The organism is Negativicoccus succinicivorans (assembly GCF_018373335.1).
GTDB classification, from domain to species: Bacteria; Bacillota; Negativicutes; order Veillonellales; family Negativicoccaceae; genus Negativicoccus; species Negativicoccus succinicivorans_A.
The window spans coordinates 1-14097 of record NZ_JAHAHH010000034.1 but is presented as its reverse complement, the minus strand read 5'-3'; the positions used below and the strand labels follow the sequence as shown (position 1 = coordinate 14097).

At 49.7% G+C, this 14097-nt stretch carries 12 protein-coding genes; all 12 read left to right on the top strand.

Translation table 11 applies throughout. From position 1 onward, the window contains the following. Positions 1 to 893: ABC transporter permease (locus tag KH813_RS03775; RefSeq protein WP_303993429.1), on the top strand; the 893-nt coding region annotated here is incomplete at its 5' end. Positions 894 to 905: 12 nt separating this feature from the next. Then, positions 906 to 1346, top strand: a complete 441-nt coding sequence (locus tag KH813_RS03770; RefSeq protein ID WP_303993428.1) for a PaaI family thioesterase — start codon at positions 906 to 908, stop codon at positions 1344 to 1346. Then, a complete protein-coding gene (locus KH813_RS03765) occupies positions 1339 to 1770 on the top strand; it encodes a PaaI family thioesterase (RefSeq protein ID WP_303993427.1) in 432 nt (143 codons plus the stop codon). The genes KH813_RS03770 and KH813_RS03765 overlap by 8 nt, the downstream gene beginning before the upstream one ends. A gap of 10 nt (positions 1771 to 1780) precedes the next feature. Continuing rightward, entirely contained in the window at positions 1781 to 2224 is a 444-nt protein-coding gene (locus tag KH813_RS06865) for an acyl-CoA dehydrogenase family protein (protein ID WP_369694432.1), read from the top strand. Further along, positions 2218 to 2919 carry an acyl-CoA dehydrogenase family protein gene (locus tag KH813_RS06860; protein ID WP_369694433.1) on the top strand — a complete coding sequence of 234 codons (702 nt, stop codon included), beginning with the start codon at positions 2218 to 2220 and terminating at the stop codon, positions 2917 to 2919. Before KH813_RS06865 ends, KH813_RS06860 begins: the two co-directional genes overlap by 7 nt. A 277-nt stretch (positions 2920 to 3196) precedes the next feature. Further along, positions 3197 to 4219, top strand: coding sequence for a phenylalanine--tRNA ligase subunit alpha (pheS, locus tag KH813_RS03755; protein ID WP_303993425.1), 1023 nt, complete (start codon positions 3197 to 3199; stop codon positions 4217 to 4219). Between the two features lie 11 nt (positions 4220 to 4230). Further along, positions 4231 to 6651, top strand: a complete 2421-nt coding sequence (pheT, locus tag KH813_RS03750) for a phenylalanine--tRNA ligase subunit beta (RefSeq protein ID WP_303993415.1) — start codon at positions 4231 to 4233, stop codon at positions 6649 to 6651. Positions 6652 to 7096: 445 nt separating this feature from the next. After that, positions 7097 to 7933 carry an ATP-binding protein gene (locus tag KH813_RS03745; RefSeq protein WP_303993412.1) on the top strand — a complete coding sequence of 279 codons (837 nt, stop codon included), beginning with the start codon at positions 7097 to 7099 and terminating at the stop codon, positions 7931 to 7933. 29 nt (positions 7934 to 7962) lie between these two features. Continuing rightward, positions 7963 to 9294 carry a tRNA (N6-isopentenyl adenosine(37)-C2)-methylthiotransferase MiaB gene (gene miaB, locus KH813_RS03740; RefSeq protein WP_303993409.1) on the top strand — a complete coding sequence of 444 codons (1332 nt, stop codon included), beginning with the start codon at positions 7963 to 7965 and terminating at the stop codon, positions 9292 to 9294. Position 9295: 1 nt separating this feature from the next. Continuing rightward, on the top strand, positions 9296 to 11869 hold the full coding sequence (gene mutS, locus KH813_RS03735) for a DNA mismatch repair protein MutS (protein ID WP_303993430.1): 2574 nt from the start codon (positions 9296 to 9298) through the stop codon (positions 11867 to 11869). A gap of 1 nt (position 11870) precedes the next feature. Next, entirely contained in the window at positions 11871 to 13787 is a 1917-nt protein-coding gene (gene mutL / locus KH813_RS03730) for a DNA mismatch repair endonuclease MutL (protein WP_303993406.1), read from the top strand. Beyond that, positions 13787 to 14097 (top strand): hypothetical protein (locus KH813_RS03725; RefSeq protein ID WP_303993403.1); only part of this gene is annotated, 311 nt, incomplete at its 3' end. The genes mutL and KH813_RS03725, both read left to right, overlap by 1 nt.

Genomic DNA, 14097 nt, shown 5'->3' with positions numbered 1-14097 from the left:
CGTATGTAGTAGTAGCCGGCAATAAAAACTGGACCACAAAGGTCATCGGCGTTACCGCATCCTACCGTAATGTCCGAGACGCGGAAATTGAAGACGGACGCTACTGGACGGAAAAAGAATACAAATCGCGTGCTCGTGTAGTGCTGCTCGGGAAGACAGTCGCAACAAATCTGTTTGGCGATGCGAATCCGATCGGCAGTAAAATTCGTGTAAATAATGATCCGTATGTGGTGATTGGAATTCTTGCGGAAAAGGGTGCATCGGGGGGGAATGATGCGGATAATCGCATCTTAGCGCCCTTTAGTACCGTACAGGAACGATTGCTCGGCATCACCCATGTGCAAACGATCAGCGTCGCCTCCTCATCCGCCGATACGATGTCCCAAGTGGAAGCGGATATTACTAATCTTTTGCGGATCCGACATAAGATTTTGCCCAATCGCGAAGATGATTTTACGGTGGAAAATATGGCAGACGTTTTAGAAACCGTACAGCAAACCATGCAAACGCTTACCCTCTTCTTGGGTGCGATTGCGGCGATTTCGCTGTTAGTCGGCGGTATTGGAATCATGAATATTATGCTGGTATCAGTAACGGAACGTACTCGTGAAATCGGAATACGTAAAGCTCTCGGTGCGACGTATCGGATGATTATTACGCAGTTTTTAATTGAGTCCATTACGATCAGTTTGGTAGGCGGTACGATCGGTGTCATCGCGGGCATTTTAGGTGCGTATGCAATGGCTTCTTTAGTCAATGTTTCCGCCGCGATCTCCCTGTGGCCGATTTTAGGGTCGTTTGCGTTTTCGGTAGCGATCGGTTTACTGTTCGGTTTGTATCCGGCTCGTAAAGCGGCACGTTTGAATCCGATCGATGCGCTACACTATGAATGAGTGGAGTCGATAATGATGACGGAGCAGGAACAACAAAAAATTATGGAAATGGTGTTACTGAATCCTTTTGATCGCCTGATGAATTATGAAGTGGTGACAATGGAACCGGGACACTTGGTAATGAAAACAATAGCGAAGCGTGAGATTGTGGAAAACTCCTACCAGTCGACACATGGCGGTTTTCTTTTTGGTTTGACCGATACCTATATGGGAGCAGCCTGTTTTGCACATGGCAAATCAGTTTCCACCATGGGGCTTCGTATTTCGTACATTCGCCCTGTGACTTTAGATTCCACGGTGACCGGAACCGCAGAAGTTATTCATAACGGCCGCAATACGATGCGGACGGTTTGCGATTTTCGTGATGAAAGAGGTCGGCTTTTAGCCCATTGCGAAGGTACGTTTTATGTGTTGGGTAAAGCCTTGTGGGTGTCGGAGGTGGCAAATGATTGACTCCGCGTTGGAAAATTTTTATCAACGTGCCAAAAGTGAAGATCCTTATTTTCAGTTTATGAAAATTGAAGTAGTGGATCTCTTTCCGGGGAAAACTCATTTTAAACTGTTTGTCGAACCGGATTACCACACGAATCGCCGCGGAATTGCACATGGAGCGCCGTTGGCTACGATGAGTGACGCCTGCATGGGGTGGGCATCTCGAGCGCTTGGCTACCATGTCGTCACGATTGATTTGGATATTTCGTATATTCGTCCCGTTCCGGAAAATACCTGGGTGCACGGCTACGGTAAAATCATCCACCACGGCAAAAAGACATTGATCGGGGAAGTTAAATTTTACGATGACAACAAACGATTAATGCTTTCGGGGAAAGGCACGTATTGGATCGTGCACCCGATTGATATCGCGCACGATATTTGAGGGGGAAACAATGGACTTTACAATCACTGCCGAACAGCAGGAATTATTGGATCTGGTACAGGAAATTGTAACGAAAGAAATCGCACCGCGTGCACTGGAAATGGATAAAGACGGTGTGGTGCCGGATGAACTTTGGAAAATTTTGAAGCAGACCGGTCTGACCTCACTCGGTGTACCGAAAGAATACGGCGGTATCGGTTTGGATGCCGTGACATTGGCTCTTATTTTTGAAAAAATCGCGCAGGGCTGTGCGGGTATTGCGACGGCGTGCGCGGCGAATATGCTGGCCATGTTGCCGGTGGCTTTCGGTGGCACACCCGAGCAGATGCAAGCTTTTTGTGACGTGATTTTAGACGGAGGAATGGCCGCGTTTGCTTTGACGGAACCGAATGCCGGTTCGGATGCGTCAGCGATTGCAACACGAGCGGAAAAAGTGAAGGCGGCTACATTTTAAACGGTACGAAGCATTTTATTACCAACGGCCCGATTGCCGATGTGGTGGTGGTCTTTGCCAATGCCAACCCGGCTCGCGGCGTACGTGGGCTGACGGCATTCATTGTGCCGACAGATGCGGACGGTTTCAGTGTGGGTAAAGTGGAAGATAAAATGGGTATTCGTGCTTCCGCTACTTCGGAATTGGTACTGACGGACTGCTTTGTACCCGAGTCGGCGCGGCTGGGGCGTGAGGGCAGCGGCTTCAAATGGGCGATGCGGACGTTGGATGCATCGCGCCCGTTTGTCGGTGCGATCTCCGTCGGTATTGCAGAAGCGGCATTGCAGGCCGCAGGGAAATACGCGCACACGCGCGTGCAGTTCGGCAATAAATTGATTGCGTTGCAGATGGTGCAGCAGATGTTGGCCGATATGGCAATGGCCACGGAAGCGTCCCGCTTGCTGGTGTGGAAAGCGGCTGCCGGTCAAATGGACGGCGCGAAAAACGCCGGTGTTATCGCGTCCATGGCGAAGTGTTTTGCGTCCGATACGGCGATGAGAGTGAGCACGGATGCTGTTCAAATTATGGGCGGCGCCGGGTACTCCAAAGAAGCGCCGTTAGAAAAATATATGCGTGATGCCAAAGTCATGCAAATTTTTGAAGGCAGCAATCAGGTGCAACGAGGCATTATCGCCGGCGGTCTCAAATTCACATAAGCGACTTGCGGAATCAAAGTTAACTTGTTATACTATCTTTAATTTCACATTGGATGCTAGGAACGAAAGGTGTATGGAGCATTCGCACTTCAGGGAGCCGATTTCATGACTGCAAAAGTCGGCGTGTGAAACCGTGCAGTTCATTCGGGAGCAGTTTGCTGATAACGTAGGCAAAACGTATTTCTGCGATAAAGATTTCGAGTACTTATTTGGGTGGTACCGCGGAAGAGACTTTCGCCCCAGGCGAGGGTCTTTTTGTGTTTTTAGGAGGGTTGTTATGAAAGAGGAAATGCAGGAACTGCAACAGCGTGCGTTGGAACAAATCGCAGCTGCTGCGAACGAATCGGAGTTACAAAAAATCCGAGTAGCGTTCTTAGGTAAAAAAGGGGAACTGACTGCGATATTGCGCGGCATGAAGGATCTGACCGCTGAAGAGCGGCCGGTCGTGGGAGCGCTCGCTAACGAAGTGCGCGGCCTTTTGGAAAAAAACCTGAGCGAGAAGCAGGATGAACTGGCGCAAAAAGCATTGAGTGAACGGTTGGCGGCGGAAAAAATTGATATTACGTTACCGGGACGTCGACCGCTGCAAGGTCATTTGCATCCATTGACGCAGATCAATCGTCGCATTCAGGATATTTTTATGAAGATGGGGTATACGATTGCGCAAGGTCCGGAAATCGAAGATGATTTTTATAACTTTCAAAGTCTGAATTTCCCCAAAGATCATCCGGCGCGTGATATGCAAGACTCGTTTTATATCAATGATTCGATTCTTTTACGTACGCATACGTCGCCGGTTCAGGCGCGCACGATGCAGTCACAGGAACCGAATACGCCGATTCGTATTATTGCCCCCGGCAAAGTATATCGTTCCGACTATGATGCGACGCATTCACCGGTGTTCCATCAGGTCGAAGGACTCTTGCTGGATCAGGGAATTACGTTTTCCGACTTAAAGGGAACGATTGAGCATTTCTGCCGTGAGATTTTCGGTACAGATACCAAGGTGCGCTTTCGTGCCAGCTATTTCCCGTTTACGGAACCGAGCGCGGAAGTCGATATTTCGTTCCGCAAACGCCACAGTAAAGGCGGTACGGTGGATACGTCCGAAGAATGGTTGGAAATTCTCGGTTGCGGTATGGTGCACCCGAACGTATTGCGTTTAAACGGTTACGATCCGGAAAAAATCAGCGGTTTTGCGTTCGGTATGGGTGTGGAGCGAATTGCCATGCTGGTGTACGGAATTGACGATTTACGTTTATTTTATGATAATGATGTGCGCTTCTTGGCGCAGTTTTAGGAGGGAAATATATGCTGGCATCGTTAACCTGGCTGCGCCACTATGTCACGATTGAGGGAGATCCGGAAGAGCTCGCCGAAACACTGACTATGGCAGGTATTCCGGTGGAAAAAGTACATGTCCCCGGCAAAGATATTAAAAATGTCGTTACGGGTAAAATTCTTTCGGTCGATCCACATCCCAATGCCGATAAACTCGTTGTCTGCCAAGTGGATGTAGGAACGGAAACGTTACAGATTTGCACCGGAGCAAAGAATGTTCGTCCGGGTCAAATTGTACCGGTAGCGCAACCGAACTCGTATTTACCGGGCGGTATTCACATTAAAACCTCGAAATTACGCGGTGTACCTTCCTTTGGCATGATGTGCTCGGCAAATGAATTGGGCTTCGATTTGAGCCTGTTATCCGGCGCACGCGCTGACGGTATCTTTATCTTGCCGAATGATGTTCCGGTAGGTCACGATATCCATGAGTTTTTAGGCCTCGATGACGTGATTTTCGAGTTTGAACTTACACCGAATCGAGCGGATTGTTTCAGCATGGTGGGATTGGCTCGTGAATTTGCGGCGCTGTTCAACAGTGAATTGAGTCTGCCGACCATTCAAGTGAACGAGTCCGGTACGGCGATTACGGAAGACGCAAAAGTGACGCTTGCCGCCACCGATCTTTGCGAACGTTTTTCGACGCGACTTTTGCGCAATGTGAAAATTGCGCCTTCGCCGGAATGGTTGCAGGATGCGCTGCGCAGTGCGAATATTCGCAGCATCAATAATGTTGTAGATGTGACGAATTTCGTCATGTTGGAGCAGGGTCAACCGTTGCATGCGTATGACTATGATACGCTTGCGGGACACGAATTAATTTGCCGCCGTGCATTGCAAGGCGAATCGTTAGTGACCTTGGACGATAAAGAACGAACCTTAGCAGAGGATCAGTTGGTCATTGCCGACCGAGACGGTGCGGTCGGACTTGCCGGTATTATGGGCGGACAACGCACGGAAGTGACCGACAAAACGACGACCGTATTGTTGGAAGCCGCCACATTCAATGGCGCGACCATTCGTCGCACCGCGCGTAAACACGGTCTGCGTTCGGAAGCGTCGGGACGTTTTGAACGCGGTATTGATCCCGATATTACGACACTTGCCTTAGATCGAGCCGCGCAGCTGCTGCAGGAAATGGGTGCCTGCGAAGTGGCCCCGGGATATCTTGATGTGTATCCCGAACCGCAACCGACGCGCACACTCACCGTTACGGTAGAGGAAATTAACCGGGCGATCGGGATTACGTTGGAACGTGCTGAAATTATCGATATCTTGAAACGCCTTTATTTTGACATCACCGAACAGGGTGAAGCACTGCTCTTAACCGTTCCGAGCTGGCGCGGTGACGTAGCGGAACTGGCTGATATTGTTGAAGAAGTGGCGCGCCTTTACGGCTATGATAAAATTCCGAATACATTACCGCTGGGTCGCCAAACCAGTGGTCGTCAAAGTGATGAGCACGCAGCGATCGAAACCATTCGTGATATCCTGGTACAAGCCGGTCTTTCCGAGACGGTTACCTTCAGCTTCATGGCACCGCAAGATTTGAAAGCATTGGGGTTGGCAGAATCGGACAGCCGCTATCAGGCGGTTCCCGTATTAAATCCGATTACCGATGATTTCCCGCAAATGCGGACTACACTTGTACCGAGTCTGTTGCAGGCGGTCAAGCGCAATCTTGCCGTGAAAAATGAAAACTTGGCGCTGTTTGAAGCGGCATCCGTGTATTTGCCGAAAGAATTACCGCTTGCCGAATTACCGCAAGAAAAACCGTTTGTCACGGGTGTTCTTTGCGGCAGCACAGGGGCTGCACGTTGGCCGCAGACACAGCATGCCTACGATTTTTATGATGTTAAAGGTTTGATGGAAACAGTTCTTTCCCGACTGGGCGTTACCGATTACCGTTGGGATGTAGCGGAAGACGCCATTTACCATCCGGGTAAGGCGGTCGCCGCGTTGCGTGACGGCAAAGTTTTGCTGTCCTGTGGTGAACTGCATCCCGTTGCCCCAAAAGGGTATGGCTTGAAACCGACAATGTATATATTCACAGTGGATATCGAAGCATTGTTGCCGTATATTGCGACAATACCGGAATACCAAAGCTTGCCGAAATATCCGACGCTGGATCGGGATCTGGCCATTTTGGTTCCGGAAGGTGTCACGCATTCGACATTGGTTGATGTCATGCAACGACAGGGCGGCGCGATTCTGGAATCGGTCGAACTGTTTGATCGTTACAGCGGTGATCAGGTGCCGAGCGGATTTGTCAGTATGGCCTATGCGTTGCATTTCCGCGCGCCGGATCGCACCTTGCAGGATCATGAGGTGGATGAACGAATTCAACGGATTGTCCAACGGTTAAAAGCATTTAATTGTAGCTTACGTTAATAAAAAAGCCTGCCGAATTCGGCAGGCTTTTTTATTGTCGGCACAGTTTCCAACAGGTACTTAATCCATATCGGCCATACATAAAGAGTTAAATGGGTATATGGTATAATAAAATAATCAATGCTAATAAAGAATGTAATAAAAGAACGAAACGATAGTAAACTTGATTACGATACGCAAGTAATGAAAATAGAGATTCGCCAACGGCGGACACAAACCGGCCAGGGGTCTAAAGCCCTCTGTATCCGATACCGCACACATTGACGAATCTCTTATCTTCAATATAAAAAGGTTTCCGGAATATGTCAAGCTCGTAAATTAGCTATTGCCCGACGGTCATTTGACGGCGGAGGAGTGAGACTGGGCGAAATAGTTGCCTATTTGCGGTCGGGATTAAAGGGGAATGAAGACGCACAAGCATCCGTCCCAAAAGGAATGGTGTGAGATGAAAGTAATCGCATTTGTGGGTCCGAGCGGTACAGGGAAAAGCTATCGGGCATCAGTGGTCGCACATGAAAGCGGTATTGACTGCATCATTGATGACGGTATTTTAATTTATCAAAATCGATTGGCCGCCGGATTTTCCGCTAAAAAAGAAGAGAGTCGTTTGAAGGCGGTTCGTCGGGCTATTTTCCAAGATCCCGTGCAGGTCGCTTCGGTGCAAAAAGCGTTGGCAAAGATCAATCCGAAGAAGCTTCTGATTTTAGGAACTTCGGAACGCATGGTGGATAAAATTACACTGGCGCTTGGTCTGCCCAAGCCGAGTCGTTACATTCATATTGAACAGGTGGCGACCCGTGAGGAGATTGCGCGCGCCAACGAATCCCGTTTAAAAGAGGGAAAACATATTATTCCCTTGCCGACAATGGAATTGCGCCCTCATTTTCGCGGGTACTTAATCGATCCGTTGAAGTCTTTTTTTCGACGCGATAAAAACAAAAAAGCACAGGGGCCGGATGAAAAGTCGGTGGTTCGACCGATTTTCAGTTATTACGGCAAACTCGTATTCAGTGACGCGGTAATCATCGCTTTGTTGAACCGGGCGGTAGAAGTGACGCGCGGTGCGATCTCGGCGCATGATGTTAAAATTACGAAAATGCAGGAAAATACAAACGGTTTAGGATTGGAGTTTTCGCTCGTCATGGCCTTTAATCATGATCCGAAAGGGTTGATTCAGCGTCTGCAAAAGGCTATTCGTCATGAAATTGAGTATACGACGGGAATGTCGGTGCAGATGTTGAAGATATCGATTCGCGATATGGTTAATGTGCAGCGACGGTAATTGTCCCATGCATTGTGAAGGAGAGAGCATTGAAAGGAACTTATCATATCATTACTTACGGTTGTCAAATGAACGAAAGTGATTCGGAACGGTTGTCGGGACAGCTGGAAGAATTGCAATACCAACCTACGGATAATATGCAGGAGGCGGACGTCATCGTCATCAACACCTGCTGTGTGCGAGAAAGCGCAGAAAATAAGGTTTACGGGAAAATTGGCGAATTGAAGCATCTTAAAGCCAAGAACCCGAATCTTGTCATCGGCATTACCGGCTGTATGGCGCAGAAAAATAAGGAAGCGTTATTTGAACGTGCTCCGCATATTGATTTTGTCTTCGGGCCGTATAATATTCACCATTTAAAAGAGTTGCTGCAAAGCGGCAAAGCGGTCGCCTCGCATACGCTCAAAACGCAAATGCGCGGTGCCGATATTACGGATTTTACGGATCTGCATGCCGTTCGCAAAAGCGATGTTTTTGCCTGGGTGCCGATCATGCAAGGATGTAACAAGTTTTGCACCTATTGCATCGTGCCGTATGTACGCGGTCGCGAATGGAGTCGACCGATCGAGTCCGTTGTCAAAGAAGTACGGGAACTTGCCGCTGCAGGCTATAAAGAAATCACGCTCTTGGGACAAAATGTGAATGCCTATGGTCTTGATTTTAAAGACGGTACGGATTTTTCGGATTTGCTTCGCGAAGTGGATGAAATCGATGGTATTGAACGTATTCGGTATATGACATCTCATCCTCGTGACATGACGAGGGAGATGATTGATACGATTGCGCAGAGTCGGCATGTGGTCACCCAAATGCATTTACCGGTACAATCCGGTTCGGATGCTGTATTGAAAGGGATGAACCGCGGTTATACGGTAGAGCATTATTGTAAATTGGTGGATTATATCCGCAAAGTGATGCCCGATGTGGTACTGACGACCGATCTGATCGTAGGTTTTCCCGGCGAGACGGAAGAAATGCATCGGGAAACACTGGAACTGTTGAAGAAGACCCGTTATGATTTGGCATACACCTTTTTATACTCGCCTCGTTCGGGAACACCCGCGGCCAAAATGGCGGGACAGGTTCCCAAAGATGTCATGAAGCGGCGCTTACAGGAACTCATGAGTATCCAAAACGAGATCAGCTTAGAGCGCAACGAAACGATGGTCGGTAAAACATATGAAGTAATCGTGGAAGGGCCGACTAAAAATAATCCGAAGATGTGGTTCGGTCGTACGAGCGGTAACAAAATGATTATTTTTGCGCCGCGCGCAACGACTATGATCGGTGAGACAACACCAGTGAAAGTAGACCACGCGCAGACGTGGCTTTTGCGTGGCGAATTGGCAGAAAGGAACTGACATGGCGGCCAAACTGACGCCGATGATGGCGCAGTATCAAGCAATCAAAAAAGAGCATCCGGATGAAATTCTGTTTTTCCGTTTGGGCGATTTTTATGAAATGTTCTTTGACGATGCCTTGCTGGCTTCCCGTGAGCTGGAATTAACCTTGACGGGACGGGCAGCGGGGAATAAAGAGCGTGCACCGATGTGCGGTGTACCGTTTCATTCGGCGGAGAGCTATATTTATCGTCTGGTGCAAAAAGGTTATCGCGTAGCCATCTGTGATCAGCTGCAGGATCCGAGTGAAACCAAAGGTCTGGTCGAGCGCGGCGTTACCAAAGTTATCACGCCGGGGACGGTTCTTTTGGACAGTTCACTGGCGAACGGTACCCGCAATTATTTGGCGTACTTGTATCAAAAAGAAGCGCAAATCGTGTTGGTGCTTGCTGAAGTTTCGACCGGAGAATGCCGTTGGGGATTATTTACGGATAACGAAAAGCATGAACTGTTCGATGCATTGAGTATTTATGCGCCGGCGGAACTGATTATCGAAGCGTCGGACGAATGTAAATTAAGTATCGAAAATTATGCCAAGTCGCGTCTTGGGGCAATGTTGATTTTGACCGCGGAAGAACTGGAAATGCCGCTACCGAAACTGACCGGGGCAACCGATTTCGGCGGTTTGGCGCTTGCGGAATTGCCGGCAGAGTCAGTGGTTCGTGAAGCATTGGCGCAGTTGTTTTACTATCTGGCAAAAACGTTGCAGCAATCGGCTAAACAGGTTACATTACTGTTGCCGTTGCGTGAAGAAGCGCAAATGACGCTTGATCATCGGACGTTACGTCATTTGGAAATCTTACAGAATATGCAGGACGGCAGCATCCGTGGTACTCTCTATGCGCTTTTAAAGCAGACGCAAACGGCTATGGGGGCGCGCCTTTTACAGCGTTGGTTGGAAGCGCCGCTGCTTTCGGATACGGAAATTCTGGCGCGGCAGGAAGCGGTGGCGGATTTTCTTAAAAATGCGCGCCAAGCGGATACATTAGGAAATATACTGGGACGTATTTATGATTTTGAGCGGATCGTCACTAAGGTGGAGATCGGAACGGCGACGCCGAAAGATCTTCTGGCGGTACGAGATTCGTTAGCGGAACTGGTGTCGTTAAAGGAGCTTTTGCAAGAATTCAATGCACCTATGTTGCAAATGTTGAACCGCGATGTGGCGACGCACAGGGATGTGTATACACTGCTGACGGAGGCGATCGCTCCTGACGCGGGTTTGCAACGTAACGGTGATTATATTAAAGATGGTTTTTCTTCGCGGCTGGACGAATTACGTTCGCTGGTTCATGACAGTCGCAGTTGGATCGCCAATTTGGAAGCGGCGGAAAAAGCTAAATCGGAACTTAAGTTAAAAATCGGTTTCAACAATGTGTTCGGCTACTATTTTGAAGTGCCTCGTTCCCAAGCGGAACGGGTACCGGAGTATTTTGTACGTAAGCAGACGTTGGCGAACGCCGAACGCTATATCACGCCGGAACTGAAGGAGTTTGAAGTCAAAGTACTGTCGGCACAAGCGGAAATGGACAAGCTGGAAGCACAGCTATTTTCGCAGGTGCTCGCGGATCTGCGACCGGCGCTTGCGGATCTGCAGAAAACGGCGCGTACTCTTGCCGTCATTGATACGCTGCTGGCACTTGCCGTGGCCGCGCATAAATATCGTTGGGTACAGCCGGCGTTAAATCGTCAGAATCGAATTGAAATCCGTGACGGTATGCATCCGATGTTGGCCGCCGCGCAAAAAGATACATTTGTTCCGAATGACACTGTTTTACGTCATGAGGACTGTGAAACTATGCTGATCACCGGGCCGAATATGGCCGGTAAATCGACGTATATGCGACAAGTCGCATTGCTGTTGCTGATGGCGCAGATCGGTTCATTCATACCGGCGCGCACTGCCGATATTTGTCCGGTCAGCCGCATTTTCACGCGCATCGGCGCGACGGATGATATTGCCAGCGGTCAAAGTACATTTATGGTGGAGATGAATGAAGTCGCCGATATTCTACAGGCGGCGGATGCCAACTCCCTCATTTTGCTCGATGAAGTCGGTCGGGGGACGAGTACCTATGACGGCTTGAGTATCGCGCGCGCGACCGTTGAATTTATTGCGGAAAAAATCGGCGCGTTTACGTTATTCGCAACGCACTATCATGAGTTAACGGAAGTCGCGGATGTTTATCCGCACATTCAAAACTTTACGGTTTCCGTCAAGGAGCGTCGCGGCGATGTGCAGTTTCTGCGACGTATTATTCCCGGGAAAGCCGATAAAAGTTACGGTATTCATGTCGCCAAACTGGCAGGCTTACCGACGAGTGTGTTGCAAAGGGCACAGACGCTGCTGGCGGAACTCGAAACCACGGCTTCCGCTGCTCCTGTGGAAGCGGCGCGCGTTCCGGCAATGGACATTTTCGCCGACGGCGTTTGGGATGAATTGGCAGGTTTAGATGTTTTCAGCATGACGCCGATGGAAGCAATGGAAACGTTATTCCGATTAAATAAGGAAGCCAAAGCGAGAAAGGGATTGTAATATGGCGCAAATACATATTCTCGATGCCGTTACCGTCAATCAAATTGCCGCCGGTGAAGTCGTTGAGCGACCGGCTTCGGTAGCCAAAGAATTGATTGAAAACGCCTTGGATGCGAATGCTACACATATTGAAATTGAAATTGCGGAAGGCGGCGCGCGCTACCTACGTGTGACGGATGACGGCAACGGCATGACGGCGGAAGATGCAGCCCTTGCGTTTGTACGTCACGCGACGAGTAAAATTCAAAAAGCGGCCGATATCTTCGCGATCAGTTCGATGGGATTTCGCGGTGAAGCCTTGGCAAGCATCGCGTCTGTTGCCAAGGTGACGTTGGTCACGCGTACGCAAGAAGCGGAAATCGGACAGGAAATTCGCATCGAAGGCGGCGAATTAATTTCTTCGCAGACGATTGGGGCGCCGGTAGGCACGACACTTGAAGTGCGAGATTTATTTTACAATACGCCCGCGCGGCAAAAGTTTCTGAAAACGGAACGCACGGAAAGCAGCCGAATTAATACATTGGTCGGTAAATTGGCATTAGCGCATCCGCAAATCGCGCTTCGTTTAATCAATAACGGTCGTACCGTAATTGATACGCCCGGCAACGGAGATATGCTGGATACATTTGCATCTTTATTCGGAACGGATCTTGCGAATGCCATGTTGCCGGTGGATTATCAAACCGAGACCGACAGTGTGACCGGGTATATTGCTAAACCTGCGGTATTGAAAAGCAGTCGCCAATGGCAAACGTGGATCGTCAATGGTCGTATCGTGGAAAGCCCCGCTTTGAGTCGGGCGCTCGACAATGCGTATCATTCATTGCTGCCGAAACGCGGCTACCCGCCGGCCGTGATTCGCGTGCTGATTTCTCCCGCGGATGTCGACGTAAATATTCATCCGCAAAAGCGGGAAGTCAAATTCAGCGATGAGCAGGCAGTATTTCGTGCAGTATATCATGCGGTTTTAAATGCGTTGACGAGTGTTGATGATGCGGCCACCGTGGCGACGGAAGTGACACAGGCACCGCTTGGTATGCAACGCCATACCGTTGCATTGCAAGGCGAATCCGCGCAGAAACAAAATGAATTTACGCTAGCGGATAAGAAAACGGATTTTGAGCTCCGGCAAGGGGCGTTGGAGTCAACGGCACGTCCGCCGCATGCCGTCACGAAACCGAGCGCATCAAGCGCGCCGGCCGCTTCAACACAGACGGCAACGTCTTACGCACCGCCGCGTTGGAGCGTTGCGGAAGAAAATACGTTCAGCGAATACATGGCGAAGGTACAGCAAGAGGATACTTCCGACGAAGAAGAACGCATTTTATTTACACCGCAGGAAGATGCAGAGGCTACACTTGTCCCATTGGGTCAGATTGCGAATTGTTTTATCGTTTGCCAAAAAGGCGAAGAGCTCTACATCATTGACCAGCATGCGGCGCATGAAAGAGTACGTTACGATCGTTTGGCACAGGCGACCGAAGGGATTCCTGCGCAAACCTTGCTGGTGCCGGAACTTTTGCAACTCGATGCCGAAGATGTTCAAGCATTATTGGCTCATGAAGAGCAGTTGCACGCACTGGGATTTCAATTTGAGCAGGCCGGACCGCAGTTGCTGCGCTTAGTAGCGGCTCCTGCTGATGCCGTCGGTACCGAACAGGAACGCATGCTGAGTGAAATCAGTTTGGCGCTGCAGGCGGATACTCCTCCGACCGCCGAACAGTTGCGACATCGCGTATTGGCCTATGCTTCCTGCCGCGGAGCGATCAAAGCGGGGCATACATTGAATATTCGTCAGATGCGGGAATTAATTCGCGATTTGCTCGCGACGAAACGCCCATTTGTTTGTCCGCACGGCCGACCGGTTATGGTTCGATTTACCGCCGCCGATTTGGCAAAACTGTTTCGGCGTTCCTGATGATGATGTGGGGTATTACGACCGGCTATAAGCCGACCGATGAGCAATGCCTGCAGGCGCAGAAGTTGGCGTCCGAGTGGCAACTTCCTTACATGGAGCGCGGCCATGCATCATTGCGTCGTTTAACGGAGAGGACACAGATTTCCCATTGGCTCGTGCAATTGCAGCGGGGGCTAGTCGCAACGGATGGCAAGACGCGGCTGGAATTTCATTTGCAAATGGCGAAATTACGCGCGCTGAATTGGGACCGTAAGCGTCAAGATCATTTTGCCGATCTTCTGCACGAAACTTCTCCTGAACGCTTTTTGGA

What these genes read in the sequence shown, in the direction of transcription:
- KH813_RS03770 (WP_303993428.1), top strand. Translation starts at nt 906, where the DNA reads ATGATGACGGAGCAGGAACAACAAAAAATTATGGAAATGGTGTTACTG.
- KH813_RS03765 (WP_303993427.1), top strand. Translation starts at nt 1,339, where the DNA reads ATGATTGACTCCGCGTTGGAAAATTTTTATCAACGTGCCAAAAGTGAA.
- KH813_RS06865 (WP_369694432.1), top strand. Translation starts at nt 1,781, where the DNA reads ATGGACTTTACAATCACTGCCGAACAGCAGGAATTATTGGATCTGGTA.
- pheS (WP_303993425.1), top strand. Translation starts at nt 3,197, where the DNA reads ATGAAAGAGGAAATGCAGGAACTGCAACAGCGTGCGTTGGAACAAATC.
- pheT (WP_303993415.1), top strand. Translation starts at nt 4,231, where the DNA reads ATGCTGGCATCGTTAACCTGGCTGCGCCACTATGTCACGATTGAGGGA.
- KH813_RS03745 (WP_303993412.1), top strand. Translation starts at nt 7,097, where the DNA reads ATGAAAGTAATCGCATTTGTGGGTCCGAGCGGTACAGGGAAAAGCTAT.
- mutS (WP_303993430.1), top strand. Translation starts at nt 9,296, where the DNA reads ATGGCGGCCAAACTGACGCCGATGATGGCGCAGTATCAAGCAATCAAA.
- mutL (WP_303993406.1), top strand. Translation starts at nt 11,871, where the DNA reads ATGGCGCAAATACATATTCTCGATGCCGTTACCGTCAATCAAATTGCC.